This is a genomic window from Leadbettera azotonutricia ZAS-9, assembly GCF_000214355.1.
Lineage (GTDB): Bacteria > Spirochaetota > Spirochaetia > Treponematales > Breznakiellaceae > Leadbettera > Leadbettera azotonutricia.
Genome location: NC_015577.1, coordinates 3,268,042 through 3,293,651, shown reverse-complemented (window position 1 = coordinate 3,293,651; position 25,610 = coordinate 3,268,042). Strand labels below are relative to the sequence as shown.

The following is a 25,610-nucleotide window of genomic DNA, read 5'->3' as shown; positions in this document are numbered from 1 at the left end:
AAAGTATGAAGAAAATCTGTAGTTCTTTGGCTTTGATCCTGGCAATAGCAGCCATGGTCTTTGTAACCCAGAATGCCTTCGCAGGCGGCGGCTCAGCATCATCGGGCAAACCGACATTATCTGTCATGTGGATGACCAATATCCAGCCAAATACCTTGGCACATGAAGAGGGGTTTGCCAAAAAGTATCCGCAATACGGTTTTAATATGGTTCGCTATCCCAGCGAAGATTTGAAAACCCAGACTAGGCTTGCCTTCCAGTCAGGTGCTGCTCCGGATGTTAGCCAGACCAATGCGGGTTCGGATTTTATGGAGTATGTGGACAATGGCTTCGTATTGGATATTACCGACGAATATTTTAAACGGGGCTGGGACAAGAGAACCTATCCTGAATTTCAGCAAGCCAATTCAAAGAATGGCAGAGTGTATGGAATAAGCTTTGCAGGTATGCACCTTTGGCAGACCGTTTATTACAACAAGACCAAGCTTGATGCCGCAGGTATTAAGATCCCCAATAAGATTACTATTGAAGATTTTGTAAAAGTGGCTGCCCAGGTAAAAGCAAGCGGCATGCAGCCTATTGCATTTGGCGATAAAGACGGATGGCCCGCAATCCTTATGATCGGTGATTATCTGCTGCAAGCCAGTGATCCTTCCCTCATTGATCGCCTGAATAACGGGCAGGCCCATTGGGATACTGCTTCCGAAACCAGGGCTGCTGTTGATGCCATGGTCCGCCTTGCCCAGGGCGGCGGTTTTGTCCCCGGCTGGGAATCCCAGGATCATACTGCTGCGATCCAGTCCTTTGTAGGCGGCGTCAGTGCAATGCTGTATATGGGTACCTGGTGGTCCGGAAATGTTGAGGGCGGCCTTGAAGCCCTAACTTTTGAGTTGGGATCCTTTTCCTTGCCTTTGATTAATTCCAGTTCAAGCATCAAAGGAACTCAGTTCTGGAGCGATAGTACTATCTTCATCAATTCGAAGACCAAGAATGTGCAAGCCGCGTATGACTTTGTTGATTATCTTGTCAGCGAAGATTATGCCCGGGCCCAGATGAAAGACAGCGGTACTTTTACCTTTAATCCTACTGTTAACCAACATCTTGATTTGGCTCCGATTTTTATGACTGAACCCCTTACCATGCAGGCTAGCCTGCCCAAGATGGGGTATATGGATCATGCTGTACCAGTCCCAACCATTGAGGTTATCAAGGTTGAACTGCAAAAGGCTATGACCGGAGCAGAAAGTGTCGATCAGGCTTTAAAGAATATTGAAGCCTCCCATGCCGCAGAAAGGACACGACGTTAGCAATATATAATTCCTGGGAAATTTTCCATTTGGAATTTCCCAGGAGCTGTTATTGGATTTTATTGTTTGTTTTGGGGCAATAAGGCATTGTATGAAGGCATTAAAATTTTTAGGCGGTGGTAAATCCGCAATAGAAGATGTTCCCATACCTCAGCCAGGCCCCGGCGAAGCGCTTATAAAAATTGCCGTTTCCGCAATCTGTGGCAGCGAACGGCGCGATTATCTCAATGGCTGTGATTTTATTTCCGGCCATGAGTTTGCCGGTGAAGTTGCTGAAATAAACAATTGCAGGAATGTTAAACCGGGAGATCGTGTATCTATTAATGTAATAAAGGGCTGCGGGGAATGTTTGTATTGCCAAACCGGCAGTCCGCAATTGTGCCATGATTCTGCAGGTTGTGCGGGGGGGCATGCTGAATATGCAGTTGTTGCAGAACGCTGCTGTCTTCCACTTCCCAAAAATATGCCATGGGATATCGGTGTTCTATTAGGGGGCGATACATTTGGAGTAGCCCATCGTGCTGTGTCAAAGCTGCCTTCCGGTACTGGAAAGATAGCGGTGGTGAGTGGGGCCGGCCCTATCGGTATTGGCGTATCGCTGATGTTGAAATATTGTGGTTATTATGTTCTGGCTGTAGAGTCAATAGATAGGAGACGGAATTTTATTCTTAATGAAATTGGCGTCAATGAAGCATGTGATCCTGCAAAAACAGATATCAAGAAAAGGCTTTTTGATTTGTACGGGCAAATAGGCCCTGATGTTGTGATTGAATGTTCTGGCAATGCAGAGGCTCAGAAAAATGCGTTGTCCTGGGTAAAAGCGGGTGGTACTGTAGTTTTTTGCGGGGAAAATACTAAAGGGCTGACTATTATACCGTCTGTAGATATTATTCATAAAGAAGTTACCCTTACCGGGGCTTTTTACTTTAATAAAAATGATTTCTACAATCTCTGCCGGCTTTATTCGCTCGGTTTCGATCCTTTGAAAGCAGTCGGCCAAAAAGTACCGTTGGATGAATCCCCACAGGCATTTGAAAGTTTTTTTGGCGGCCAAGCAGGGAAAATACTGTTAACAAGAATATGAAAGAGATACAACTGTGGTAAACCAACAAGACAAAAACCTGCTGCAGGAGCTGGCTAGACAAACAGCTGAACTTTCGGCAAGAGATATTAATCAGGAACGTATCCGGCGCATGCGCCAAATGAACGGCCTGAAGCCTGTGCGTCCCTTGGTCTGGATAGATGAGCTTCCCTGGCATGAAATGGATATAGACGGGCAGCTTGCTTTACGCTGTGAATCTGAAAAAGCAAAAGAGATGGAGCGATACTTTAGGCGCATTCTTTTTAGATGGAAATATATCCAGGCAGATATGGTTGTAGAAAATGCCTATTATATAGAAAAAGCATATACCGACAGCGGCATTGGCATCGAAGCAAAAGAAAATATCCTCTCTTCGGACAAGAATAATAGCATCGTGTCTCATCAGATGATTGATCAGCTTGATACAGACAAAAAACTTGATTCCCTGAAGATGCCTGTTATTAAGGCTCTGCCCGATATTGATAAAGCCAACTTTGAATTCGCTGAAGAAATGATTGGGGATATTATGCCGGTAAAGCTTAGGGGTTATCCTTGCCTTCATTCCCCCTGGGATCATATTTCCTGGCTTCGGGGGGTGGAGAATTGTTTTATTGATATGGCGGACAGGCCTGAATTTGTCCATAAGATGATAAGAAAATTTACAGATGCGGGCTTATGCAAATATACCCAGATGGAAGAGCAAGGGCTCCTAGATTTCAATATTTCTGCTATTCATTGTACTCCCCCATATTGCGATGATACGCCGGCAAAAGATTATACAGGCGGCAAGATCCGGCTTAAGGATGTGTGGTTTCGGGGTGCCGCACAGCTTTTTTCTTCAGCTTCCCCTGCCATGCAGGATGAATATGATCTTCAGTATATGCGTGAATTGATGGATAAGTGCGCGATATCTTATTATGGATGCTGCGAACCTCTCGACAGGTTTATCCCCTATTTAAAAAAGGTTCCCAATCTCCGGAAAATTGGGGTTAGTCCCTGGGCAAATGTCAGAAGTTCTGCTGAGCAAATAGGCGGAAACTATGTGCTGGCCCGCAAGCCTAATCCGGCCAATGTGGCAGGTGTTTTTAACCCGGAGGCAGTAAAAAAGGAAATAACCGAAACAGTGGAATGCTGCATCGAAAATAAATGCCCTTATGAATTTGTGCTAAAGGATATTAGCACGGTAACTTATAAACCTCAAAACCTTATTGACTGGAACAATACGGTTATGAGTATCATTAATAGTTTTTACAATTAACATAAGGAGTTAAATTATGACAAGCAACGAGAAAAAGCAGCTGGTTCAGAGTGAACTGCAGAAGAACGGCGGGGTATTGCGTTTTGCCCCCTGCTGGGTGGCCCGTAACTTTATGCAGCCCGGGCGCAGGCTCAAACTTGATCCAAGGGATTACTACGCTTACGGCGGGGCCAAGGGAGGCATCGATGAGCGCTGGTTCGCTTCTACCACCCCTGCGGACAATGCGGAGTTCACCATTGAGAACGAAGGGCTAAGCTTTGTCACGACCAAGACTTCCTCAGGAATAGAGCAGGTCCTCTTCAAAGAAATTATCGACATCATGGGGAACGAGATTATCGGCGAGTACATGATGAACAAGTACGGCCGCTGGATGATGTTCTCCAAATTCTTCGACAATATGGGGCCCATTGCCCATCATGTGCACCTCAAGAATGAGCATGCCGCAAATGTGAATATGCTGGGCAAGCCCGAAGGCTATTATTTCCCGCCCCAGCAAAACAATGTGTACAACAACTTCCCACATACCTATTTCGGGCTTAACCCCGGCGTTACCAAGGACGATGTGATCAATTGCCTTAAGATTTGGGCTGACAGGGGAGATAACAATATCCTCGATTTAGCGAAAGCCTACCGCCTCGAAATCGGTACCGGCTGGGACGTACCCCCCGGAACGCTGCATGCCCCCGGTTCCCTGCTTACTTACGAGCCCCAGCGTGCCAGCGATGTGTCCATCTTCTTCCAGTCCCAGGTTGAAGGCCGGCACAATGACCGGGCAACCCTGGTAAAGGATGTGCCCAAGGATAAATACTACGACTACGAATATCTTTTTTCCATACTTGATTGGGATCTCAATGTTGATCCTAACTTCAAGGAAAACCGCTTCCTCAAGCCTGTACCGGTAGCGGACACAAGAGCAATGGAAGAAAAGGGGTATTCAGAAAAATGGGTGGTCTATGGCTCAAGCCATTTCTGCGCCAAGGAGCTTACAGTATTCCCCGGAAGGAGCGTTACCATAACCGATGCCCAGGCTTACGGCCTCATCATGATGCAGGGTTATGGCACTCTCAACAAGGCGAAGATCGAGACCCCCAATATGATACGCTTCGGCGATTTGACTTCCGACGAATTCTTTGTCACCGAGGATGCTGCCAAGAAGGGTGTGGTAATCACGAATAATAGTGATTATGAGAATATCGTGATGCTTAAGCACTTTGGGCCGGATAACGCCGAAGCAGCTCATCTCGTCAAAACAAGGTAAGAAGGAAAGGACATGAATAACCCAAACTGGCATAAAAAGAATTATCGCAGGAACCTTGTGGACATGCATATCAATGCATGGGATCCGGAATTCATGAGCCAATTCGATCCCAAGGCCTATGTGGATTGCATGGTTGCAGCCAATGTAAGCTGCTGCATGGTTTATGCCAATTCCCATGCCGGCTATGCGTACTGGCCTGCCCCTGACGGCAACCAGCATCCTGGTCTTAAGGGCAGGGATATCTTTGGCGAGGTGGTGGATCTCTGCCATAAGAACAACATCGAAGTCATTGCCTATTACACCCTTATTTATGATAACTGGGCGTATAACCGCGATCCGGTTTGGCGCATTGTTCAGGCTGACGGAACTTCGGGCATGGAGCATGAGGATGAAAATCAGGGCCGTTATGGACTGGCCTGCCCCAATTCTGAAGGCTACAGGGAATTCACCAAAAAACAGGTGACAGATTTAGTCACAAAATATGAATTCGAAAGCATCTTTTTTGACATGACTTTTTGGCCTTCGGTGTGCTATTGCCCTAATTGTAAAGGCCGGTTTGAAAAAGAAATTGGCGGCGTAATGCCCAGGATCATCAATTGGAAAGATGATAAATGGAATGCCTTCCAGGACAAGCGCGAGAAGTGGCTTAACGAATTCGCCTTTTATTGCACTAATATTGTCAAAGGTCTTAAGCCCCAGGTGACAGTGAATCATCAATATTCCCTCATTACCCAAAGCTGGATACGCGGTGTTGTTGAAGATCATACCGACCCCTGCGATTATGTGGGCGGAGATTTTTATGCAGGTACTACCGAGCAGGGGCTTATTTGCAAGCTTTTCAATTCCCTTTCGGGGAGTTTCGAATTTCACACGTCTCGCTGCATAGGCCTTGGGGATCATACTACCATCAAGACCATGGAGCACCTCAAGCTTCAGTCCTGCATTGCCCTGGCTCATAACGGCGCTTTCCTCTTTATCGATGCCATAGATCCTGTAGGTACTATGAACCTAGATTTCTATAAAAAGATGGGAATTATACTGAAAGAGTTCCAGGAATATGAAACCTACCTTGGGGGCAGTATTATTGCCGATACGGCCATACTCTACGACATGTGGTCCAAGTTCGATTTCCATGATTCTGGCAAGAGCGTTATGGATCCTACTGCCCAAAAGATGCCTCACCTTGACGCGGTAGTCAGCGCTGCCCGCTGTCTTAAAGAGAAGCATATTCCCTATACGGTCATAGGCCGGAGGAACCTCAAGAATGCGATTGCTAAATACAAAGTCATTATCATGCCCGATATTTTGCGCCTTTCCGATGAAGCCGCGGAAGATATCCGGGCCTTTGTAAAAGCAGGCGGCAAGGTTTATGCATCAGGCCATTCGGGGCTTTCAAGGCTCGGCGACGTGTTTGGCATAGAATATCTTGGCGAGACTACCCAGCGGCTTACCTATCTTGCCCCAACAGATAAGGGGAAAAAATACCTGGCTGACTCAAGCGCCAAATATCCCCTGGCCCTTAATACGGAGCAGCAGATAGTAAAAGCCTTGCCCGCTGCGGAAGTGCTTGCCACGCAAACCCTTCCCTATACCGAGAGGACCGACACTGGTTGCTTTGCGTCGATTCATTCCAACCCGCCCGGTAAAGCCACGGGCAATCCTGCGCTGGTAAAAAACAATTTTGGCAAGGGCAGGATCATCTGGGCGGCAGGCCCCATCGAAAGCCACGGCCAGAATTTCCAGGACAAGGCATTTATCGCCTGCATCGAAGATCTTCTGGACAATGCCAAGTCGGTGGAATTTGAAGCCCCGGTTTCTACCGAGGCTATTTGCTTTGCCCAGGATGACGGCATAATCATCAGCGTTCTTAACACCCAGGCAGTACTGCCACCGGTTACCGTCCATGATTTGCATATCGCCCTGGATTTGAAGGGCAAGCAATGCGCAAGGGTGCTGCTCCTCCCCGGAAAAAAGGAGTTGGCTTTTACCGAAGCAGGGGGCAAAATCAAATTCGATATGCCGCCCCTGGAATTGTTCCATATGTTCAAGGTGTTGTATAAATAGCGCCGAGGCTCCGAAACAGGTAACTATTTTTTCGAGGCTACCGCATTCCGCAAGGCACTGTAGAACAAATCCACATCGATGGGTTTGGTCAGGTGATCTTTCATTCCCAAACGAAGGCAGCGCTCCCTTTCTTCAGGGAACGCATGGGCTGTCAGTGCATAAATCGGCATATCGTTGTATTCAGGCATTTCCCTGATGATCCTGGTGGCCTCGTAACCGTCCATGACCGGCATTTGAAGATCCATCAGCACTACGTCAAAAGGCGGAAGGCCATGAGTTTTGGCCGCATCCGCCAGGACATCCAAAGCTTCTTTGCCGTTTTGCGCCGTAGCAACTTCCATGCCGACGGTGTTTAAAAGTTCCATGACGATCATGACATTGATCTCATTGTCTTCTACCAGTAAGACGCGCGCGCCATGCAATACAGCATTCCTGGTATCTGCAGCCCCGTCTCCCGCAAGGGGGAAGGAGCAGGAAAACATGAAGGTTGTACCGTGTCCTGCTTCGCTTGTGACAGAAATCTTCCCGCCCATGAGCTCGACTATCTCGCGGGTAACGGCAAGCTCAATACCCGCTCCGCCGTATTTTCGGGTTGAGGAATTATCTGCCTGGGTAAAAACGGAGAATAACTTGTCTGTCTGCTCCCGGCTCATGCCTATGCCCGTGTCTTCAACGGCGAAGTCCACATTCACACTATTGCTGTTACGACCGGAAATGGCAGCCCGGATTGTGATGGAACCCTTTTCTGTAAATTTATACGCATTGCCGGTGAGATTAATAAAGATTTGCCTCAGCCGTCTCTCGTCCCCTACGAGGGAGGAAGGAAGGGCAGGATCAAGTTCAAAATACAGGGCAAGAGGAGAGCCAGGGTTTTTCTCCCGGAAAAATGCCTGAAGTTCATCAAACATCTTGCGAATATCAAAGACGCCGTTTTCGAGTTTCATGCGGCCGGAATCAACATCAGAAAAATCGAGGATATCGTTGACAAGGCGGAGCAAGGTAGCGGATGAGCTTCGCATTTTTTCTGTGTAGTCCCGTTGTTTATCATCCAGCCGAGTTTTAAGCAGGAGGTCATTCAACCCTATGACAGCATTCAGGGGCGTACGAATCTCATGGCTCATGTTGGCCATGAAGAGACTTTTTGCCTTGCTTGCGTCCATGGCTGCCGTCATGGCGCTGTTCAATTTTTCTACCATAAATTTAAAGGCTTTTGACAAAGCGCCGATTTCATCATCGCTTTGTATGAGGGGAACCTCGGTATCGAAATGGCCTTCACCGAGAGTTTTTGCAGTTTCCGAGAGTATAAGTATGGGTTTTGTAACGCTTTGCACGATAAAATACAAAATAGTCGCAATTACGCATATTGCGATAAGTGAAACCAGGATAACGTAATTACGTATCCTGTTGGCATTATTCAGAATTTTCGCCATGGGAATACTGACCGCAACCGACCAGGGATTGGTAACAATACTGAATTTGATCGGCATATATACGGTATAAAAATCTTTGGCCCTTGAAATATACATTTCGCCTTTTTTTATGGCGTCTTTTGCTTCTTTTGAATATGCCAGAATTTCTTCCAAATCCTTCCCTAAATATTCTTTATCAGGATGCGCAATAATAGTACCTGAGTTTGAAATAATTTCCGTATACCCTTCCTGCCCATGGGGATTTACTTTTGAGATCATTTCCTGGAGTTTGTCCAGTACGATGTCGGAAGCGATGATGCCGATAAATTCTTTGTTATGAATAATCGGGAAAATCAAACTGGCCAGCATAACTGTTTTTCCCTGAAGCCCATAGGGGTAGGGATCGGTGATATATTCGTGCCGCTCAGCCTTTGGAACAATATACCAATCCTCGCTATCGATATCAGGCAAGAACTCAACGTCAATAGTGCCGCCCAGTTTATTCCAATAAGGGGCATAGCGTCCTGTCTCGTCATAAGCCGGCCCTTGCCCCGCATACTGGTCGTCCTTCCCGTCCAGGGCGTCAGGATCGTAGGCTATGCAAAAAGCGGTGATGTATTCTTTTTTTGCCAGCGCATTCCTGAGTATGTCGTTCATCATATCCCTGTCGGTGAGGTTATGATCCTTTAATGTTTCAAATACCGTCGAGAGTGTTTCGGCAGTTATCCGGGCGCCTTGCAATTCCGCTATAATTTCATTCTTGTATTTATCGGCCGTTTCCTGGGCCAGATTGAAAGCGTCTTTCTGAGCCATTTCGATGGACCTGTTGGAAACGATTATGGTAAGTGTCAAAAACGAGACAATGACAACAGCCGAAACCAGGAAGAACATTTTGGTTTTCAAGCTTAAATTCTTAAACATAGGACTACCTCTGATAAAATTTTTAAAGATAATACTATCGTAACATACGAATAGTACTAGATCAAGAACTCAACATATTCCCATTGGGACCCGGGGATACGGATAACCCCCTGTTCAACTTGTATTTCGGTTGGTGTTCCTGCTCCCCGGATGCCTTCATAGAGGCGGACCGGGTACTTTCCGGGGGGCGGCAGAATTCGGCCCTGGGCGGCAAGATCGTAAACGCCCTGGGCGGATGAATCGCCGGCATCACTAATGTCAATAACATAGGGATGGCCAAGCATGGCTGCAGCTTCCTGCAGATTCCCCTGGGCGATGGCGCTGCGTATGCGGCTTGAGCTTATGGGCAGGGAATCTTCCGAAAGGACCTCTACAACATCCGTGGGGATACCCAGCTTTTCGTTTATTTTTTGAATCATCGGCGCATCGGTGTCCAAATGATAGCCGCAGCGGAAGTTGCTGCCCACCGCCAGGTAGCCCATCTTTCCATGCTCCTGCAGGATCCGGATAAATTCCAGCCCCGGCATGTGCCTTATGGATTCTGAAAAATCAATCACAATGGCCAGGGCTATGCCCAGATTTTCGAGGCTGTCCATTTTTTGCCGGAAACTGAATATATCCCCCCGGTGATTAAGCGGGGTGTGCTGCTGTTGCAAGTTTTTTTTATGATTCTGCCTGAAGGTGACAACCACAGGGGACGCAGAGCTGACGTGGGAGACTACGCGGTCAATAAGGGCTTTATGCCCCCGGTGTATACCATCAAAGACCCCGATAGTCATGGCGGTGAAATTCTTTGTACCCGGAAGACCTTCCGTTAAAAATCGGGACCATTCGATTATCCGCATAGGAACCTTACTTGTCCCGGATCAATAGCCGCCGGGTCAGGGTGTCCAGCATATCCCGGTTTTTTCCTGGAGGGAGTGCGCTGATTTCCCGGAGAGCCCTGTTGGTGTATTTTTCGGCATATTTGCCGGCCGCTTCCACCCCGCCGGAATTGTTGACCAGATTAAAAATAACCGCCCCTTCCTCAGGAGTAAAGGAAGCCCGGGAAAAAATTTCCTGCAACGTTCCGGTATTGTCAAGGGGCAGGGCGCAGAGCACCGGCAGAGTTATAAGCCCGGAGCTGATATCGTTCCCCAGGGGTTTCCGTACCAGATCCTGCTTCCCGGCATAATCCAGTATATCGTCGATAATCTGGAAGGCTATGCCGATGTTATACCCAATCCGCCTGAGGCGTTCGCAAGTATCCCTGGAAGCCTTTGCCTCGAAGGCCCCTGCATAACAGGCAAGAGAAAAAAGCAGCGCCGACTTTCCCAGGATTTTCCGCATATAAGTCCGCAGGGAGGTATTGCTCCTGAACCTGTCATTGTTCTGCTCAATTTCCATCAAGCATATAGTCGAAATGAGTTTGGCCAAATTGACGGCATTCTGCGGGGACGTGTATTCCGCAGTAAGGATAAAACAGCGGGAAAGAAGGTAGTCCCCTATAAGGACAGCGTCCCGTTTTCCGTACCGGGTATGCACCGCAGGAACCCCCCGACGCATAGGGGAATCGTCAATCACGTCATCGTGGATGAGGGTTGCCATGTGGAGCATTTCGAGGGAAGCTGCCAGTTTATAGTGTTTTTCCTGGGGCTTCCCGAATTGGGCTGCCAGCATGAATAAACCCGGCCGGAGCAGTTTGCCCTTTCCGTTAAAAAGCGAACTAAGTCCCTCAGAAATTATTGGATTTTGCGATTCGGACGAACTCCGTATAATACCGGAAACTTTTTCCAAAGCTTCCGGTATTCCGGGGAAATCACTCCAATACGAAGACATCGATTTTACAAAGGCCTATTTTGAAGGCCCATCTTGATACCAATAGAGCCTGCGGGCAATCTTGGTTCCATTCCACCATTTCTTAAAGAAGGGAACCACCCAGCAATCCAGGCCGAAGGCCCTGCCGCCGCCGCCGAGGAACAAGATCCCTGCAAATAAGAACCATAGCTGATACCAGTAAAACAAGCCCGAAAGGGAGAATATCACGCACATGACACAGGAAACTGCAGCAGCCCACCAGGTGAACAAACCGCCTACCAAGGCCAGCCCAATCAAAATCTCCACCAAAACTACCATTAACTGGAAGCCCTGGAAGGGGACATAGGCAAGAAGATTATCCATGAAAGTCGTTCTGAACCAGGTTGCCACCGCGCCATCGGTAGCAAAAATCGTCCTGGAAAAATCCCAGACACCTTCAAAGGTGGTGTTCACCGTAACCGTGGCGGAACTCACCGCATCGGCTGCTTCCACGGCAACCGACCCGAAGAGATCCTCGGCAGCCCCAAAGAGATCATCCGCAGCCGGGGGCACGCCGGACTGCACTATCCCCGAGGAGAACATCCAGCCCGATTTGGAACCCTGGGCCCAGTTTAGCCAGCCTTCGCCAATCTTGTTGATCCCTTCAAAGACCCACATAAGCCCCAGCCATAGCCGGATAGGCAGAAGCCAGTAGCCCCTGGTTTTGTAGGAACCGAAGCCGTGGACAATGGTCCTGCCGCTGTCGTTGTTGAGGAATTCGTGCTTCAGGTATTCCCAGCACTGGTTAAAGCCCGCCACCCCGATCAAGTAGTGGAGGTTGACGATGTGCTTCATAGCCATGGCAAACAGACCCGAAAGCTTGATCCCCATGGCGTTGGACACGGCGTATTTGCCTCCAACAGAAACCATAAAGCCATGGAAGTTGGATTTGAACTTCTTCGGCGCAGACCCGTCGATAGCGGCAATGATATTGTGGGCCGCGGTTTCTCCGGTCTGCACTGCAGTTTCCACGATTTGGGGGAGGGGCTTTTCATTTTCGATGAACCAAATGTTGTCCCCTACAGGGAAGACATTGGGGTGATCCACGGAACGGATCTCATCGGTGATGAGGAGGCGGCCCCTGCGGTTCCGCTTGCCTTCCGGGGCATCCTTGCCGAAGGGGCCATTGGAAAGGCCCAGGCCATCGGCCCAGGTATTGCCATCCACACCAGCGGTCCAGATAAAAGTGCTGGTCGCCAGGGCGGAACCGTCCTTGAGCTTTACCAGCCCCGGTTCGCCGCCTACAATCGCGGTACCGGTCAAAAGCTCTGCCCCGTGCTTTTTCATGTAATGCTCGACCTTGTCCCGGAGGTCTTCCTCCAGAATAGGCAGGATGGAGTTCAGGGCTTCCACCACAATGATCCGCACTTCGGAAACGGGAACCAGCCACTTGGCGCACATGGTATCGCGCCATTCGATGAGTTCCCCGGCCATTTCGATACCTGTAAAGCCCGCGCCGGCCACCACAAAGGTGAGCATTTTCTGCCGTTTGGCCCGATCCTGTTCGGCGACAGCCTTTTCAAAAACATCATCAATGTGATACCGGAGCTTCATTGCATCGTCAAAAGACCAGAGGGTAAAGGAATTTTCTTTAATTCCCGGAATGCCGAAGAAATTCGGTTCCGCCCCGCTGCCCAGGACCAAATAATCGTAGTCGTAGACCTTCGTAGCGGAACGGGCCTGGTTTTTGCCAAAATCAATGGAATCGATAGTATCCAGCGATACCTTGACCTTTGACGCCCCGAAGACCTTGGCATAGGGAACCCGCACCGAATCCGGCTCTACCCTGTGCCCGGCAACCTCGTGGAGTTCCGTCATCAGGGTATGGAAAGGCCGCTTATCCACCAAGGTGATGGTTACATCATCATTGTGCTTGTACTTTTTCTCCAGCTTTTTCGCGGCAGATATGCCGCCATATCCCCCGCCGACAATGAGGATATTTTTCCCGTTTCCCATTGAAAACTCCTTTTTGCTTTACCGGGCGCCCTGCAGGGCTGCTTTTGCAACGTCAACATATTCTTTGATATGAATGGATACCCCGGAAATCCCGTCGGCAGCCCCGTCGGCTTTCAACTTCAAATTATCAGGGCTTTGGGCTTTGACCAGGGCATTGGTGGTACTCACCGCCTGCTGATCCCAGGTCTTTTTTGCCCCGGTCATGGGGTATCCCTTGGCTCTGGAGGTGATCATTTTTGAGGGATTAACGCTTGCAGGCATACCCTGCAGTATCCCGTTCCAGAGGGCGTCCACGATAGTGCCGTTTACCACCGTGATAAGGGCAGTATTCTTGGTATGGTACCCATCGACCTCGGAGGATTCATTGTAATACCAGCCGTCTTTGGCATAGGACCCCTTTGCAATAGCCTTGTCCTTCAACGCCTTTTTTGCCAGGTCAAAGAAGGGCTTTACATTGCTTGGCCCCCCCGGCACAGATGCGGCGTTGACATTTTGGCTCGACACCAGAAAAGCCTCGACCACGCCGGCCTGGGTAGCCCAGGTTGCGGCCGCAGGCACGCTGCCCGACTGGGCAATGGACTTAAGATCCCGTGAACCCGCATTCAGGCTGAGGATATTCCAGTTTGCAGAGGCGATTTTGCCGCCTTTGACCTCAATAACCACCTGGTTCTTCTGGTTGCTGGCATAGTCCGAATCCTGGGCAAAATAGAACCCATCCTTGTAGGTCTGGGCAGCCAGGGCAGCGACACAGAGCGCGGCAATCGCCGCAGCTAAAACGAGCTTTTTCATAGTCTTCTCCTCAATGATAATTAGTCTGAATTAAAAACATTCGTAATAGGGAAATAGTAACAAGGATACAAAGATATGTAAAGTGACGGCGCGTTGGCATGACCCATGTTTTCCCGATGCCATATAGCTGAAACTTTTAAAGGATAATGTTGGGTAGGAACGTTCATTTGCCCGCTGTTTGTGTACTCATTGTCAGAGCCAAATCTTGTATTGCCTTAAGGGGCAATCCGGTGTATTGGGCGACCTTAGCAGGGAGTATATTGTCGCGCAGCATGTTTCTGGCATCTTCTTTGCGGCCTTCTTCACGGCCTTCTTCGCGGCCTTCTTCGCGGCCTTCTTCGCGGCCTTCATTGTACCGGTATTCCAGAGCCTCTTCCTGGTTCCATTCAGTGAATAGCATGTTCAAAACCTCCTTGCTGTGGGCTTCCAAAAAGTCTTTAAGGATGTCGCTTTCCACACAATATTCCACGGCCTTTTTAATGGCCTCTTCCAAATTGCCTAATTCCTTTTCGTATTCCCGGACCTTGTCAATAAAAACGCTGTATCCGGAAAGTTTCTTGCTCTTGCGGACTATATCCTTGTTGTGACCCTGATTAATATTGTACGCAGTCGCGGAAAGTTCAAGCGATATCGAAGAACCCGTCCCCAGGGCGGAAGCATCCTCAAAGGCATCGGACAGCTTCAATTGCCGGGTGTCCCAATCGGTATCCGGCCCATTGTAGATGATGAAGAATTCAGGCCGGGGGATTTTGATAAGCCCTTTGGCGTAAATGTCCTTATTCTCCACGATTTTTTCGTATATCCGGGCAATGTACATCAATATCCTGAGGGGCATGTTTTTGTTGAGTGTGCTCTGGTGCTCAATTAAAACGACCAGCTTTTCGCCGATGGTAAACGAGAGATCGTTGATCCGTTTCATATAAAGGGCATTTTCGAGGGTATTGATGGTGATGGGTTCTTCGGGGTCAATGGTCACCCCTTCCAGGGCGCCGTAGACCTCCCGCAATGTTTCGGGATTCCCAAAAAGCAGGGAAAACACACTGTCTTTATACTCACGGTTTGCCGACACCAAAATACCTCATTCTAAAATTAGCATATTTTTGCTGAATTTTCAAGGGATTGCGGCTGGAAGAAATCGCCAACCTTGGGTCGCAGTGCCATAGCCCCCTTAGACGGACACAAATAATTACGGTAGAATTGAAAAAGATAGAGAGGATAGCAGGCAAATCAGCGGCTACCATAACCAGGAAAGAGCTGCTGGAAGCAATAATCCGGCAAGAGGAGGACATAGCCATGGCAGAACAGGTGGTAGAACTAATGGACGAAGCGCAGCTGGCATATCTTCGTGAAACCCAGGCAAACGCCGACATGATGAGCTATTGGTCCGCGATAGAAGAGGCGAAGGAATGGGAAGAAGCAATCGAAAAGCAAAAGCAGCAGCTTAAGAGCCAAGACCAACAGCTTAAGAATCATGACCAGCAGATTAAGAGCCATGCTCGGCAAATTAAAGAGCTGGATCAGCAGATACAGGAAATGAGACAGATGCTCAAGGATGCGGGGCTGTTCAAGGATCTCTCGGCTACCTCCGCGCCAGAAGCATAAAAGCCCAGGGAAACCACGACAGAATCACCACCGCCGCGAGGACAATAAAGCCCGGAACGCCGGTGCGCTTGCGGGAAGCCGTTCCCGTGGAGGAAACATCCTCCGACACATCGTCGCTTAGTTCTATCAAAAGCTTGTCAATATCGCCCATAAGGTTTTTGCGAGTAATCGCCTTTTTCCGGTCCATGATGATTGCGAAAATGCGGAAGGATTCGCCGATAAGCTCCCCGAATTTGCCGGGGATCCGGAGATCCCGCCTGATGGAAAACCGGGAAAGCATGATCAGCCCTTCCAGGGTTACGGCCCTTTGAATACCCGCCATAAGGGCCCCAGTGGTAATTTTGAAGGGGCCGATAGCCGCCAGAACCCGCCCGTATGGGACAATAAGGTTGAAGGCCACAATGAACAGCATTACCAGGAAGGTTATGAGAGGGTTGTTTTTTTTCCCCGAAAGCCAGGCCAGGAACCAAAAAAACAAAAATTGAAGTATCCTGAACAGGGGATATGGGTTAAAGAGCAACGCGGGCATGATAATGAGCCCGGCAATGCATAGGGATCGGGGGCTGAACAACCCTTCGTAGACTTCCCGGCGGCGGGCGCGGAACTTTTCCAGGGCCTTCATAACGCCCCCTCGGGCTTATGCAAAGGGCGCCTGCGCTGGGCGTACCATTGGGAGCTGCGGGTAAAATATTCACAGAACAACCCCAGGACAATTCCCGTGATTACCCCAGCCGCCAAAAAGGGCGGCGCAATATAGAGCACGCTGTCCCGGAAAATGAAGACCCATGCCAAAACCAGCTGGCTTATGTTGGACATCATGGCCCCCGCAGTCCCCACCCCGATAAAGCTGATCCGGCTCTGCCCCAAAACCCGGCGGAGCAGGTACATGGACACCGCAGACAGGGCAGTCCCTGCCAGGGAAAAAAGAAAGATATACGAAAAGAGGGTCCCGGTAATCAATGCCTGCCCCAGTACCTTAATGCCCACAAGGACCAAAAATGCGGGGAAGGGGAAAATGTCCAGGGCCAGCATGAGGGGCAGGTTGGCGATGCCGACGCGCATAAAGGGCAGCGGCTTGGGGATCATATACTCTATTGTAGAAAGAAAAAGGCAAAAGGCCCCCAAGAGGGCCAGGGTTTTCCGGGTCGTGAGGTTCCCTATGGCCCCCGCCGGGGGAATCCTGCTACCAGGCTGTTCTGTCAAGGGCGTTTGGTCGGTCATTGCTACCTTCTATCATAAGCATAACATTATTGGGCAGGCAGGCTGCCCAGTCCCCATGGCGGCCAATATGGCCCACAGCCACGCAGGTCTTGTTGTCGCAGGGCGAGTCTTCCACCCATGCCTCGTTATCATGGATTCTGATTATCGTATTCCCCAGGGGCCCGGGAACCGTTACGGTCTCCTCTGCGTCCAGGGGGAAAACCCAGCTCCGATCCGGGCCCTGAATCACCACCTGGGTGGTATTCCGGGGCTTTGCGTACACCCTATAGGCAGAAAGCCCGGTCAAAGCAAGGGCAAGGAATATCATCACCAAATCCAGGAATTTCAGGGGAAATTTCCCTTTCATGCATTACCTCATATTTTAGCACCAATTGGATATAAGTAGTAGAAAAACCAGAGAAAATGATCCTGGATTACGGCCTTACCCGATAACACCCATGATCCTCTCAACAACCAAACCGCAGAGTAGAGAATAAAGAATAGTGAAGATTATATAATAGACAAAATGTTTAATACCCAGGACAATTTTAAGAGCACCCAAGTTGGTAATTTTTGTAGCTGGACCGGTTATCATAAATGATGCTGCTTGTCCCAGACTCATACCGGTCCGGAGCCAGGTTTGCAATAGTGAAATGGTACCGCCGCCGCAGACATAGAGAGGAACCCCAATAGTGGCAGCCATAAAAAGTCCAAAGGCACGGTTGCCTCCAAATAATTTTGTCATTAATTCTGCAGGAACGTAACGCTGAAAGAGGGCGGATAAAAATATCCCAAAGAGGAAATAAAGGCTGGTGGCCTTTATGTTTCTTCCCATGTTTTTTAAAAACCGCATGAACATATTAGGGTCCGTGTCATGGTCGGACACGGCTTGTAACTTGGTAAACGTAAAAAAATTTTTCTTTGGGAAAAAGAAGCGGACACAAAGCCCAGCGGCTATGCCGCCAAAAAAGCACGTAACAAAACGAACGATTACTGCAGGTAAACCCAAGGCCGCACTATTAATAAGGAGCTGAGGGTTCAACAGTATGGAACTCATCATGAAGGCGGCAAGCCAGTCTTCTTCCATTCCCTTTTCCGCAAATGAAGAAGCAATAGGGATGGTGCCATACATACAAAGAGGTGAAACAATACCAATCATAGAGGCTGGGATTACTCCCAGCACTCCAAGTTTTTTTTCTTGTATAGAAGCAAATAACTTATGTATTTTGTCTTTTCCGAAAACGGAGATCAGGGAGCCCAAGATCATACCCAAGATCCAATATCCAACTATTTGTTGGAACTGAATCAGGAAATAATACATCACAAAGATGAATTCGCGGTGTAGTATCTCCAAAATGTGATCCACTGAACTCCCTCTTACCGTTTATTTCTTGTCTATATCTATCAATTCATACTGTAAATGCCCTAACTTGAGCTTTGCCGCATGCAAGACCTGGTGCGGACCCCGAAAGGCTAATATCCGTTCCTTTACATGTTTTGCTCCAACGGCGTTTTTGTCAGCCGCATCAAAAATCAAATCCAAACTGGCTTTTTCCAGGGCCACCGGATCAAGAGAAGCAAGAATTCCGATATCCAGCATCTCCACATTATTAACTAATTGACCTGTTGCATAATCCATGGGCAGCTGACAATCGCAGTTATCCGCTATGTTGTTCAGCATATTGATGTAGACGATCTTGTTCTTGAACTTGGTGTTCTGCATAAGGGCCTGGTTATACTCAACAACTTTTTCCTGGAAAGGTTCGGCAACGGTGGTAAAAAAGACCTCTGCAGGATCACCATTTTGATGAATATCCTTTTTACCATTATATGTGGCCATACCAATGGCAAAGTTCTTAAAGACACCGCCGTATCCAGCCGAACTATGCGCCTTAAAATGGACTATTGAAAGGAGCCAATCATAGTTCTGAATATTAGCACCCAAAAGGGCATTTTCCAAATGGCGGCCCGGATAGTCGGTAATGGGAATTGACCATTCGTTGGGGGTTGCGGTACTCCATTCGTCATTTAACCCGGTTTCGTTAAGGATATCGATTTTACCGAATTTGGCCTCGGTAAAGCCGTTCGTTTGAGCGGCTGACCGATATAACGCTGCAGTTCCCCGGCTCAGGAACATTGGATCGCCAATAGTTCCGCCAAATATACCGGGCATTTGAACATCATAAAAGGTAGTGCTGTCTACCAAGGTCCCGTTTACGTCTTTAACGAGTTTTTCAATATAATTAGGATTAATAACATTGGGATGGCCCGCTTCGGCCATGTTGAGCTTTACCGCTGTTTTTGCGCCTTTCGGAATCGGCGAACCAAGAGCCTTGTAGACAGCCTCTATCCCCGCCGCGCTGACATCCCGGGTAAAATAGACCGGAGAGCCTCCAACGACTTCGGTTTTGTCAAGAATGCCGTATGTGGCGTATCTGCCTGAATACAAGGCAGCCAATTCCGCTTCGGTTTTTGCACCCGGAGCAAACAAACTCTCGTAACCCGCCTCTAGCGCCGGATAAGCCGGGATTTTATCCCATTCGGGCCCTGATGATGAGGTACTGCCATTATTACAGCCCCACAAGGCTACGAAAATAGCCCCTAAAATCATAAAAAACACCGGATACCGCATATTTTTGGTATTCATTACCCTAACCTCCTCACTTCATATGAGTGATTGATAGCGTTCCACATCGAGATCGCTTTTGATGCAAGTATTATTATTATACCAGGATCAGTAAAATGTCAACAAAAAAGGCGCATCTTGCGTAATGCCTCAAAATAAAATCTAACCGAAAGGAACGGCTGCCTCACAATAAAAATCTAACCGTGGCTAAACATCTTCAAGAGCCGAAGCAGCAAGGGACTTCTGGCTCTGAAGCTCGAAGAGAGCCATCAGTGCATGGTTGACCAGGCGTTTCTGCTTGACCGGATTGAGACGGGCAGCCCTGCGTCGAAGCTCGTTCTTAAAAATATCAGGAAGGTCAGGGGATTCCAAGAGGCGCCTGTAGGGCGACTTGGGTTTGTCGTACACCTTCTTGACCCTGGCCCCTATCCGCTCCTTGGCGATTATTTTTTCTGAAGGGTAAAAATAGTTGAGCAGGGGACAGAGATGGCGGTAGACCTCGGCCAGGGCGTCTCTGGCCTGGAGGGTGTCATAGCGATAGTACCCCACGGTCCTGCGGACGGTCATGTCGTTTTTCTGCTCCACGAAGCAGTTGTCGTTCTTGTGGTAGGAACGGCTGCGGGTGAACTGGACGCGGTGTTCGTCACACCATGCCTTGAGCTGGTAATTAATGAACTCCCCGCCGTTATCGCTGTCGATGCCCAAAAGGGGGAAGGGAAACTGGGAGGGGAAGAGAGACACCTCCTCTTTAACCCAGCGATGGGCCTTGTTGAGGAGGGCGCGGAGCTCCACCCAGCCTGAATAGACATCGGTGGCATTGAGGGTACAGCAGAACTCGCCTGAGGCGTTTCCGCCGTCATGAACCACCGTATCCAGCTCAAAAAAGCCCGGTTTCCTCTCATCCCAGGCATAAAAGACACGGATGGGGATCTGGTGCTTGAGGAGGCCGCCGGGCCGTGTGGCGCTCCGTCCTTTTAATTCCAGCTTCTTCCGTTCAGGCTTGAGCTTCCGGTCGATGGTGGCGGGGCTTATGGCAAGCAGCTGCGCCTTTACCTCCTTGGTGATGCCAAACTCCTTGCAGGGATTGAGGAAAGGCATCTGTTCCCGGAGGAAGGGGGAAAGCCTTTTCCCGCACATGTAATCAAAGAACTCCCAAATCAGTTTGAGGGCTTTTATCGTTGCCGCCTGGTAGACCGGCTTCCGCCCTCCCCCTGCTTTTCGTTTTTTAAACGCATCGGCCTTGAGCTTAACAACCCTTCCGGCCAGTCTGACCAGTTCCGTTCTCCCCCAATTCGCCAAAAGGTGCAGGGCGTATTTCCGGTTGTACCCTGTGTTCTGGACAAACTCGTCCAGGATAGCGGTCTTGCCCTTTTTCCCGGCTTTGCGATACCGCTTGCTGATTTCTCTGGCAAGCGCCTGTTTCTCTTTCATCGTTAACCCCATTGAGCCCTCCGGTACCCTTGTTACCGGATATAGGCTACATAATTTGGGTTAGAATTTTATTATGAGGCATTCCCTGTTTTGGGTTAGATTATTTATGAGGCAACGCGTCTTGTTGACATTTATCCAAATGGGATGTATATTCTATTTTGTATTTATGTTATATTCTTTTTATGTTTAGTAGGATATTTAGTCCATTGGGTTAGATCTTTGGACTTTATATACATCAATTTTTTTGGAGGCATTGAATGAAAGAGTTTCAAAAGACGATGGCAAGATTCGCAGTCCTATTCCTGGGACTTCTGATTCTTGGATTTGCAGCCTGTTCCACAGATTCGGATTCGGATGACAATTCCGCACCGACAGTTGATTCACTAGTACCGGGTGAATATGTGAAGACAGCTACAGGGTTTACCGGGCAAAGCTATGACGTCACGGTTACGGTCATTGAAGATGAAATTCTCGATATAGAAGTATCTGATATTTCTAAAGTCGGAAGTGAACAAGTGGGCCAAGCCGCTGCTTCTGCTCTTATTGAGGATATCCTTAAGGCTCAAACCGCGGGGGTAGATATTGTTGGCGGCGCCACGATTACCACCAGCAGCTTAAAAGCTGCGGTTGATGCGGCATTGGTTGAGGCTGGAGCCTCTTCGAATTTCATCAGCCCGCCGAAAACTCAGGCAAAGGGCACTGTAATAGTGGATGCTGATATCGTTGTGATAGGCAGCGGTGTGGCAGGTCTCAGTGCTGCCGTCCAGGCTAAAGCCGTTAAATCTACCGCAAATGTTATTATCCTTGAAAAAATGGAAATTATCGGCGGTTCCACCAAACTTGCTGCCGGGGTTGTGTATGGGGCAGAGACCGATGATCAAACAGGATATGATGAGTTAGCTGAATTTTATATGGAACGCGCCCAGGGCTATGCTGACGAGAATTTGGTAAAGTACTTTGCGAAAGAATCCATTAACACCCTGAATTTCCTTGGTATGGATCCTTTCCCTCCTCCTTCCCCGTGGGGACCTCCTGATGCTCCAAATGGGAATATGTCCTCCGGTACTGCTTCCGCAGCTCGTATGCGGATGGACTTTACTATGGGTGGAGGCGCTGGTCTGGTGAACCGTTTGGTGGGTAGATTGCCAGCAAATACCATAAGAACTGGTGTAAAAGCGACTGATCTTATCGTTACTGGCGGCAAGGTCACTGGAGTTAAGGCTGAATCGAAAAAGAGTAACTATATCTTCAATGCGAAAGCGGTAGTTATCGCAACCGGTGGTTTTGATAGTGATTTTACCGGTCTTATGGCAACGTATAATGCCGATTCCAAGAATGATGTTCCTCAGTCCAGTTCACAGAATGTAGGCGATGGTATCAAAATGGCTCAAAAAATTGGAGCTGCTACTGTGTTCAAGGGCGGTAAAATCGGCTGGGTAGGTATTGACAACAGTCTCGGCGAAGCCATGCACTATAGTTCAGTGGTTGTAAAGCAGGATGGCGAAGTGCTTCCCTGGGCGCCGAGGCCGGCTGGTAAGTCGTCTGATGGCAAGTTTGACCTTCTCCCGGGTTACTATGAACAATCTGAGGATGACTATGCGGTGGTGCACAATAGGATGGTTGAAGCTCGCAAAAACGGTGCGACCGCGTTTTGGGCTATTACCAATGGCCCTTCACAATATCCAGATTTTGCACATACCAGTGACAGCATATCAGGGCTGGCAACATTGATTGGTGCGGATGTTGACAAGTTAACTGCCGCCTTTGCTACTAAAGGTCCTATGAAAACTATAACGGAGACCGGTTCCGTCTTTACCGCAACAAAAGCGATACCTTCTTCCATCGGTTCCATGGGTGGTATCAAGATCAATACGAAAGCAGAGGTACTTAAGGCTGATGGTACGGTTATTTCCGGCCTCTATGCCGCAGGTGAAACCGCTAACGGCGATTTCTTCTACCAGGAGTATCCTGGTTCCGGTTCATCCCTTGCCATTGGTGCAACCATGGGAAGGACAGCGGGTAAACAGGCTGCTGGTAAGCTAGAGTAAATTTGTTCTTTGAACTAATTTAAGTACGTAGATTTCTGCCGCCCCATATGGGGCGGCAGTTTTTTTGAGGGGTTTGAGCACAATAATCAAAAATACTCGGAAACTGGACTATATTTCCTGTCCCGGTTGCAAAACAAATACTCGCTCCCATTGAAAGGATTGTTCCATCAGGCGGGATCTCCGGATCCTCGGCGAATCTCTTTGTATTTTCATAATTATCATGGACCGGGAAAGGTGATTACCCGCAAAAACTCTATGGGTGATATTGACAAGCTTATTTATAGAACTAACCTTTTCGGCTAGAAATTTTCTAGGCAATGGGGGGTACTTGTATCGCATTGAAATTTTATAGTATTGTTAGTATATAATTTTTTTTGGAGGAGAATGATGAAGAAATTGTTGATAGTGTTGGTTGCCGCGCTGAGTATTATACTCGTGGGTTGTTTTATTGAGGATACAGGTATAACAGCCAATGATAATCCCTATCTTACTACTGGCGGTCAGCCTTATTCAGGACCTCCGGTAGTGGGTTCCGCTCAAGGTCGCAATGTCCTGATTACGGTAACACTTACCTTCACTAATGGGGTCATCACCGAAGCAACAGTCATTGATGAAAAAAATGCTAAAGGTGAGGGTGAATCCCCTGGCTATGGCAGACCTGTTGTAGATCAGGCGGCGGCCAAAATTATTAAATATAACTCCGTTGATATCGATATTGTTGGCGGTGCCACTATTACCAGTAATGCGATCATAGAAGCTGGTAAGAAGGCGCTTGCCCAAATCCCCTGATCCGCAGTACCGGACGCAGGTATCGGTTTTGTAATAGTGTTCCCAATAAATCCATAGGAGGATATAAAGAATGAAAGTGCGTAATTTAGTCATTGTTTTCGCAATCGCGGCCTTGCTGGCCGGGTTAGCAGCCTGCGCGTCAACCGGCGGTGCGGTTACCCCCATCGGCAATGCAACAGGAACCGCGTCGGCCACCGCCCCCGGTTTTGGCGGCGATGTTTCGGTCACTGTTACCTTGGCAGCCGGAATAATCACCGATGTAGTCGTTGTTGGCGCCGCCGAAACCCCCACAGTTGGGGGGATCGCAGTCACCAGGGCGCCCGGGATCATCAAGAAGTACAATTCCGCTGCAATTGATACTATTTCCGGCGCCACTGTCACGACCAGCGCTATCAGCGCCGCCGCTCAATCAGCGATAGACAAGGTCGTCGCCGGTAACTAATCGGTTTATCTTGCTATAAAAAAAGAGGCTGTCTTTTGGACAGTCTCTTTTTTATGTGTACTCGTCTTTAGAATTAGAAGGCTTTGATTTCCAGGCCGAGGCCAAGGATGTGTGAAGGGTTTTTGAATTCGGGCAAAGCCAGGGTATACTGCAGATAGAGCAGCGCGGGCCCTGAGAGGGAGTATTCCAGGCAGGGGGTTATCTCCAGGTTCGTTGTCTTAAAATAATCGGGGGACTCAATTTTTACATCCAATGACGCGGTCAATTGGGGGATAATCTTATAACTGAGACCGGGGATAAAGGTCAGATCCGCATCGGTATTCTTTACGCCGGAAAATTCCTGGCCCAGGTGCAAGGACGCAGTGAAGGCCCTTGTGACCCGGTATGCCGCTTCTTCGTCAACCCTCAGCAACCCGAGCGTATCCCAGAGCGCCATGTTGCTGGCCTGGAGCTCTATTCCTGCGGTGGACAGCTCATCAATGCCGGTAAAATTGAAGCCGAAGATTGTGGTTCCATTGCTGCCCATATCGTAGGCGATCACCGTATTAAAGTACGCAGTGACATAGCTGGCGCCGAGTATTGTCTGCTTCAGGAACTTTTCGACCTTGTAATCCCCGGCGTCAAAGGCGACCCCTACGCTAAGCCCTGTGAGGGGCGTCTTGTACTCAAGACGGAGGCCGTTTACATCATCGAGTTTGTATTCATTGTCCAAGCTGGTAACCCATACCGCATCGCTGATTTTGCCCAAGCTGAGGCGGAGTTGGTTGTCAAGGAAATTAGCCCAGCCATAAATGCCGTTAAGCCTGGGGTTATCCGGAGATGGGTAAACAAAGGTAGTGTCAAGTTTTGCCCCATAATTGTCAGTGACCACTGTACCGGTTAAATCCAGTTTGGTGTTTCCCTCCTCCCTATGACGCATACCGACTGATTCATCTCCAGTATTTGGTACGTTAAGTTCAATACCAGTATACAATGATCCGCCAAAGTTCACCTGGGCAAAGGCACCACAGGCCAAAACAGCGAATAAAACCGAGAGAGCAAAAAACTTTTTCATGAATCCTCCTTAATTTATTTATAGTGCATTCTTTTCTTGGAACGATATTACAGCACACTGTTTCATTAGGCGCCGCCTTTCCCTGAGGAAAAACATACTGTGTCAGAAAGGAATTGTCAATCCGTCCGGCGGTACGGTCGTTGCCGGTCGTAATTAAAAATCCTAAACCCCTGCTGGTCTGCTAGCTATTTGTATGGTATATAATCTTCACTATTCTTGATTCCCTATTCTGCGGCTTGGCTATCCGCTTCTTTTTGATTTGCTGGAAGAAGAGCTCGACACCGGTAAAATTACTTTTCCCGAGGAGCAGATATGATAAAAACAAAAGGCGAAGTTTGGTTCCTTGCATCCTGCGTGGAGTTTTATAAAGATGAAAAAGGAATGAGTGGACAGGAAGCCTATAATTACTTTCGTAAAACAGGGGCAGTCAATTTTATTACCGGCTGCTGGGAAGGTCTGCATACAACAAGTCCTGAGTATATTATTGACAGTATAGATGAATATATTGAAACACATAGAACCAATGCATAATTTTGTAC

Annotated in this window: 23 protein-coding genes; 10 read left to right on the top strand and 13 right to left on the bottom strand. The window is 48.5% G+C overall.

Features of this window, described 5'->3' with window-relative positions:
• Positions 1-5: 5 nt before the first annotated feature.
• The 5 genes from TREAZ_RS14520 to TREAZ_RS14495 all read left to right on the top strand — a co-directional run bounded on the left by TREAZ_RS14520 (position 6) and on the right by TREAZ_RS14495 (position 6,968).
• Positions 6-1,307 carry an ABC transporter substrate-binding protein gene (locus TREAZ_RS14520; protein WP_015712644.1) on the top strand — a complete coding sequence of 434 codons (1,302 nt, stop codon included), beginning with the start codon at positions 6-8 and terminating at the stop codon, positions 1,305-1,307.
• Between the two features lie 91 nt (positions 1,308-1,398).
• Complete coding sequence (locus TREAZ_RS17920; RefSeq protein WP_083820314.1) at positions 1,399-2,391, top strand: zinc-dependent alcohol dehydrogenase; 993 nt, start codon at positions 1,399-1,401, stop codon at positions 2,389-2,391.
• A 13-nt stretch (positions 2,392-2,404) separates the two neighbouring features.
• Positions 2,405-3,646 (top strand): uroporphyrinogen decarboxylase/cobalamine-independent methonine synthase family protein, encoded by a 1,242-nt coding sequence (locus tag TREAZ_RS14505; RefSeq protein WP_015712642.1) that lies wholly within the window; start codon positions 2,405-2,407, stop codon positions 3,644-3,646.
• Positions 3,647-3,662: 16 nt separating this feature from the next.
• Positions 3,663-4,904 (top strand): cupin domain-containing protein, encoded by a 1,242-nt coding sequence (locus TREAZ_RS14500; RefSeq protein ID WP_015712641.1) that lies wholly within the window; start codon positions 3,663-3,665, stop codon positions 4,902-4,904.
• A gap of 12 nt (positions 4,905-4,916) precedes the next feature.
• Positions 4,917-6,968: an alpha-L-fucosidase gene (locus tag TREAZ_RS14495; RefSeq protein WP_015712640.1), complete on the top strand. Its 2,052-nt coding sequence runs from the start codon at positions 4,917-4,919 to the stop codon at positions 6,966-6,968.
• Positions 6,969-6,991: 23 nt separating this feature from the next.
• On the opposite strand, the gene TREAZ_RS14490 is transcribed toward TREAZ_RS14495, so the two are convergent.
• The 6 genes from TREAZ_RS14490 to TREAZ_RS14465 form a co-directional block, all read right to left on the bottom strand.
• Positions 6,992-9,298, bottom strand: coding sequence for a hybrid sensor histidine kinase/response regulator (locus TREAZ_RS14490; RefSeq protein WP_015712639.1), 2,307 nt, complete (start codon positions 9,296-9,298; stop codon positions 6,992-6,994).
• Between the two features lie 56 nt (positions 9,299-9,354).
• Positions 9,355-10,143: an FAD synthetase family protein gene (locus TREAZ_RS14485; RefSeq protein ID WP_015712638.1), complete on the bottom strand. Its 789-nt coding sequence runs from the start codon at positions 10,141-10,143 to the stop codon at positions 9,355-9,357.
• A gap of 7 nt (positions 10,144-10,150) precedes the next feature.
• Positions 10,151-11,116 (bottom strand): polyprenyl synthetase family protein, encoded by a 966-nt coding sequence (locus TREAZ_RS14480; protein WP_015712637.1) that lies wholly within the window; start codon positions 11,114-11,116, stop codon positions 10,151-10,153.
• A gap of 15 nt (positions 11,117-11,131) precedes the next feature.
• The gene (locus TREAZ_RS14475) at positions 11,132-13,090 is read right to left on the bottom strand and encodes an FAD-dependent oxidoreductase (protein WP_015712636.1); all 1,959 of its coding nucleotides are present in this window, start codon (positions 13,088-13,090) and stop codon (positions 11,132-11,134) included.
• An 18-nt stretch (positions 13,091-13,108) separates the two neighbouring features.
• Positions 13,109-13,879, bottom strand: coding sequence for a hypothetical protein (locus TREAZ_RS14470; RefSeq protein ID WP_015712635.1), 771 nt, complete (start codon positions 13,877-13,879; stop codon positions 13,109-13,111).
• Positions 13,880-14,042: 163 nt separating this feature from the next.
• Positions 14,043-14,948 carry an Rpn family recombination-promoting nuclease/putative transposase gene (locus TREAZ_RS14465; RefSeq protein WP_015712634.1) on the bottom strand — a complete coding sequence of 302 codons (906 nt, stop codon included), beginning with the start codon at positions 14,946-14,948 and terminating at the stop codon, positions 14,043-14,045.
• A 128-nt stretch (positions 14,949-15,076) separates the two neighbouring features.
• Between TREAZ_RS14465 and TREAZ_RS14460 the strand changes: the two genes are divergently transcribed.
• Positions 15,077-15,481 (top strand): hypothetical protein, encoded by a 405-nt coding sequence (locus tag TREAZ_RS14460; RefSeq protein WP_148257825.1) that lies wholly within the window; start codon positions 15,077-15,079, stop codon positions 15,479-15,481.
• Here TREAZ_RS14460 and TREAZ_RS18535 read toward each other — a convergent pair.
• From TREAZ_RS18535 to TREAZ_RS14430, 6 genes are all read right to left on the bottom strand, one after another.
• A complete protein-coding gene (locus TREAZ_RS18535) occupies positions 15,459-16,103 on the bottom strand; it encodes an energy-coupling factor transporter transmembrane component T family protein (RefSeq protein WP_043923127.1) in 645 nt (214 codons plus the stop codon). The two genes, TREAZ_RS14460 and TREAZ_RS18535, sit on opposite strands and share 23 nt — an antisense overlap.
• Positions 16,100-16,702 carry a Gx transporter family protein gene (locus TREAZ_RS18530; RefSeq protein ID WP_245535040.1) on the bottom strand — a complete coding sequence of 201 codons (603 nt, stop codon included), beginning with the start codon at positions 16,700-16,702 and terminating at the stop codon, positions 16,100-16,102. Before TREAZ_RS18530 ends, TREAZ_RS18535 begins: the two co-directional genes overlap by 4 nt.
• A complete protein-coding gene (locus tag TREAZ_RS14445) occupies positions 16,665-17,048 on the bottom strand; it encodes a NusG domain II-containing protein (RefSeq protein ID WP_015712632.1) in 384 nt (127 codons plus the stop codon). Before TREAZ_RS14445 ends, TREAZ_RS18530 begins: the two co-directional genes overlap by 38 nt.
• A gap of 75 nt (positions 17,049-17,123) precedes the next feature.
• Complete coding sequence (locus TREAZ_RS14440; protein WP_015712631.1) at positions 17,124-18,047, bottom strand: permease; 924 nt, start codon at positions 18,045-18,047, stop codon at positions 17,124-17,126.
• 18 nt (positions 18,048-18,065) lie between these two features.
• Positions 18,066-19,328: a DUF362 domain-containing protein gene (locus tag TREAZ_RS14435; RefSeq protein WP_015712630.1), complete on the bottom strand. Its 1,263-nt coding sequence runs from the start codon at positions 19,326-19,328 to the stop codon at positions 18,066-18,068.
• Positions 19,329-19,514: 186 nt separating this feature from the next.
• On the bottom strand, positions 19,515-20,750 hold the full coding sequence (locus tag TREAZ_RS14430) for an integrase catalytic domain-containing protein (protein ID WP_015712629.1): 1,236 nt from the start codon (positions 20,748-20,750) through the stop codon (positions 19,515-19,517).
• A gap of 245 nt (positions 20,751-20,995) precedes the next feature.
• On the opposite strand from TREAZ_RS14430, the gene TREAZ_RS14425 reads away from it, so the two are divergent.
• From TREAZ_RS14425 to TREAZ_RS14415, 3 genes are all read left to right on the top strand, one after another.
• Positions 20,996-22,786, top strand: coding sequence for an FAD-dependent oxidoreductase (locus TREAZ_RS14425; RefSeq protein ID WP_015712628.1), 1,791 nt, complete (start codon positions 20,996-20,998; stop codon positions 22,784-22,786).
• Positions 22,787-23,170: 384 nt separating this feature from the next.
• A complete protein-coding gene (locus TREAZ_RS17525; protein ID WP_083820313.1) occupies positions 23,171-23,575 on the top strand; it encodes an FMN-binding protein in 405 nt (134 codons plus the stop codon).
• A 70-nt stretch (positions 23,576-23,645) separates the two neighbouring features.
• The gene (locus TREAZ_RS14415) at positions 23,646-24,017 is read left to right on the top strand and encodes an FMN-binding protein (RefSeq protein WP_015712625.1); all 372 of its coding nucleotides are present in this window, start codon (positions 23,646-23,648) and stop codon (positions 24,015-24,017) included.
• 73 nt (positions 24,018-24,090) lie between these two features.
• On the opposite strand, the gene TREAZ_RS14410 is transcribed toward TREAZ_RS14415, so the two are convergent.
• Positions 24,091-25,071 carry a hypothetical protein gene (locus TREAZ_RS14410; RefSeq protein ID WP_015712624.1) on the bottom strand — a complete coding sequence of 327 codons (981 nt, stop codon included), beginning with the start codon at positions 25,069-25,071 and terminating at the stop codon, positions 24,091-24,093.
• Between the two features lie 312 nt (positions 25,072-25,383).
• Here TREAZ_RS14410 and TREAZ_RS14405 point away from each other — a divergent pair, with 312 nt between their 5' ends.
• Entirely contained in the window at positions 25,384-25,602 is a 219-nt protein-coding gene (locus TREAZ_RS14405) for a DUF3791 domain-containing protein (protein ID WP_015712622.1), read from the top strand.
• Positions 25,603-25,610 lie beyond the last annotated feature (8 nt).

Coding starts and splice junctions, on each gene's coding strand:
- TREAZ_RS17525 (WP_083820313.1), top strand. CDS start 23,171: ATGATGAAGAAATTGTTGATAGTGTTGGTTGCCGCGCTGAGTATTATA.
- TREAZ_RS14485 (WP_015712638.1), bottom strand. CDS start 10,143: ATGCGGATAATCGAATGGTCCCGATTTTTAACGGAAGGTCTTCCGGGT.
- TREAZ_RS14445 (WP_015712632.1), bottom strand. CDS start 17,048: ATGAAAGGGAAATTTCCCCTGAAATTCCTGGATTTGGTGATGATATTC.
- TREAZ_RS18535 (WP_043923127.1), bottom strand. CDS start 16,103: ATGAAGGCCCTGGAAAAGTTCCGCGCCCGCCGCCGGGAAGTCTACGAA.
- TREAZ_RS14495 (WP_015712640.1), top strand. CDS start 4,917: ATGAATAACCCAAACTGGCATAAAAAGAATTATCGCAGGAACCTTGTG.
- TREAZ_RS14435 (WP_015712630.1), bottom strand. CDS start 19,328: ATGAATACCAAAAATATGCGGTATCCGGTGTTTTTTATGATTTTAGGG.
- TREAZ_RS17920 (WP_083820314.1), top strand. CDS start 1,399: ATGAAGGCATTAAAATTTTTAGGCGGTGGTAAATCCGCAATAGAAGAT.
- TREAZ_RS14430 (WP_015712629.1), bottom strand. CDS start 20,750: ATGGGGTTAACGATGAAAGAGAAACAGGCGCTTGCCAGAGAAATCAGC.
- TREAZ_RS18530 (WP_245535040.1), bottom strand. CDS start 16,702: ATGACCGACCAAACGCCCTTGACAGAACAGCCTGGTAGCAGGATTCCC.
- TREAZ_RS14425 (WP_015712628.1), top strand. CDS start 20,996: ATGAAAGAGTTTCAAAAGACGATGGCAAGATTCGCAGTCCTATTCCTG.
- TREAZ_RS14475 (WP_015712636.1), bottom strand. CDS start 13,090: ATGGGAAACGGGAAAAATATCCTCATTGTCGGCGGGGGATATGGCGGC.
- TREAZ_RS14480 (WP_015712637.1), bottom strand. CDS start 11,116: ATGTCTTCGTATTGGAGTGATTTCCCCGGAATACCGGAAGCTTTGGAA.
- TREAZ_RS14520 (WP_015712644.1), top strand. CDS start 6: ATGAAGAAAATCTGTAGTTCTTTGGCTTTGATCCTGGCAATAGCAGCC.
- TREAZ_RS14470 (WP_015712635.1), bottom strand. CDS start 13,879: ATGAAAAAGCTCGTTTTAGCTGCGGCGATTGCCGCGCTCTGTGTCGCT.
- TREAZ_RS14500 (WP_015712641.1), top strand. CDS start 3,663: ATGACAAGCAACGAGAAAAAGCAGCTGGTTCAGAGTGAACTGCAGAAG.
- TREAZ_RS14415 (WP_015712625.1), top strand. CDS start 23,646: ATGAAAGTGCGTAATTTAGTCATTGTTTTCGCAATCGCGGCCTTGCTG.
- TREAZ_RS14405 (WP_015712622.1), top strand. CDS start 25,384: ATGATAAAAACAAAAGGCGAAGTTTGGTTCCTTGCATCCTGCGTGGAG.
- TREAZ_RS14410 (WP_015712624.1), bottom strand. CDS start 25,071: ATGAAAAAGTTTTTTGCTCTCTCGGTTTTATTCGCTGTTTTGGCCTGT.
- TREAZ_RS14490 (WP_015712639.1), bottom strand. CDS start 9,298: ATGTTTAAGAATTTAAGCTTGAAAACCAAAATGTTCTTCCTGGTTTCG.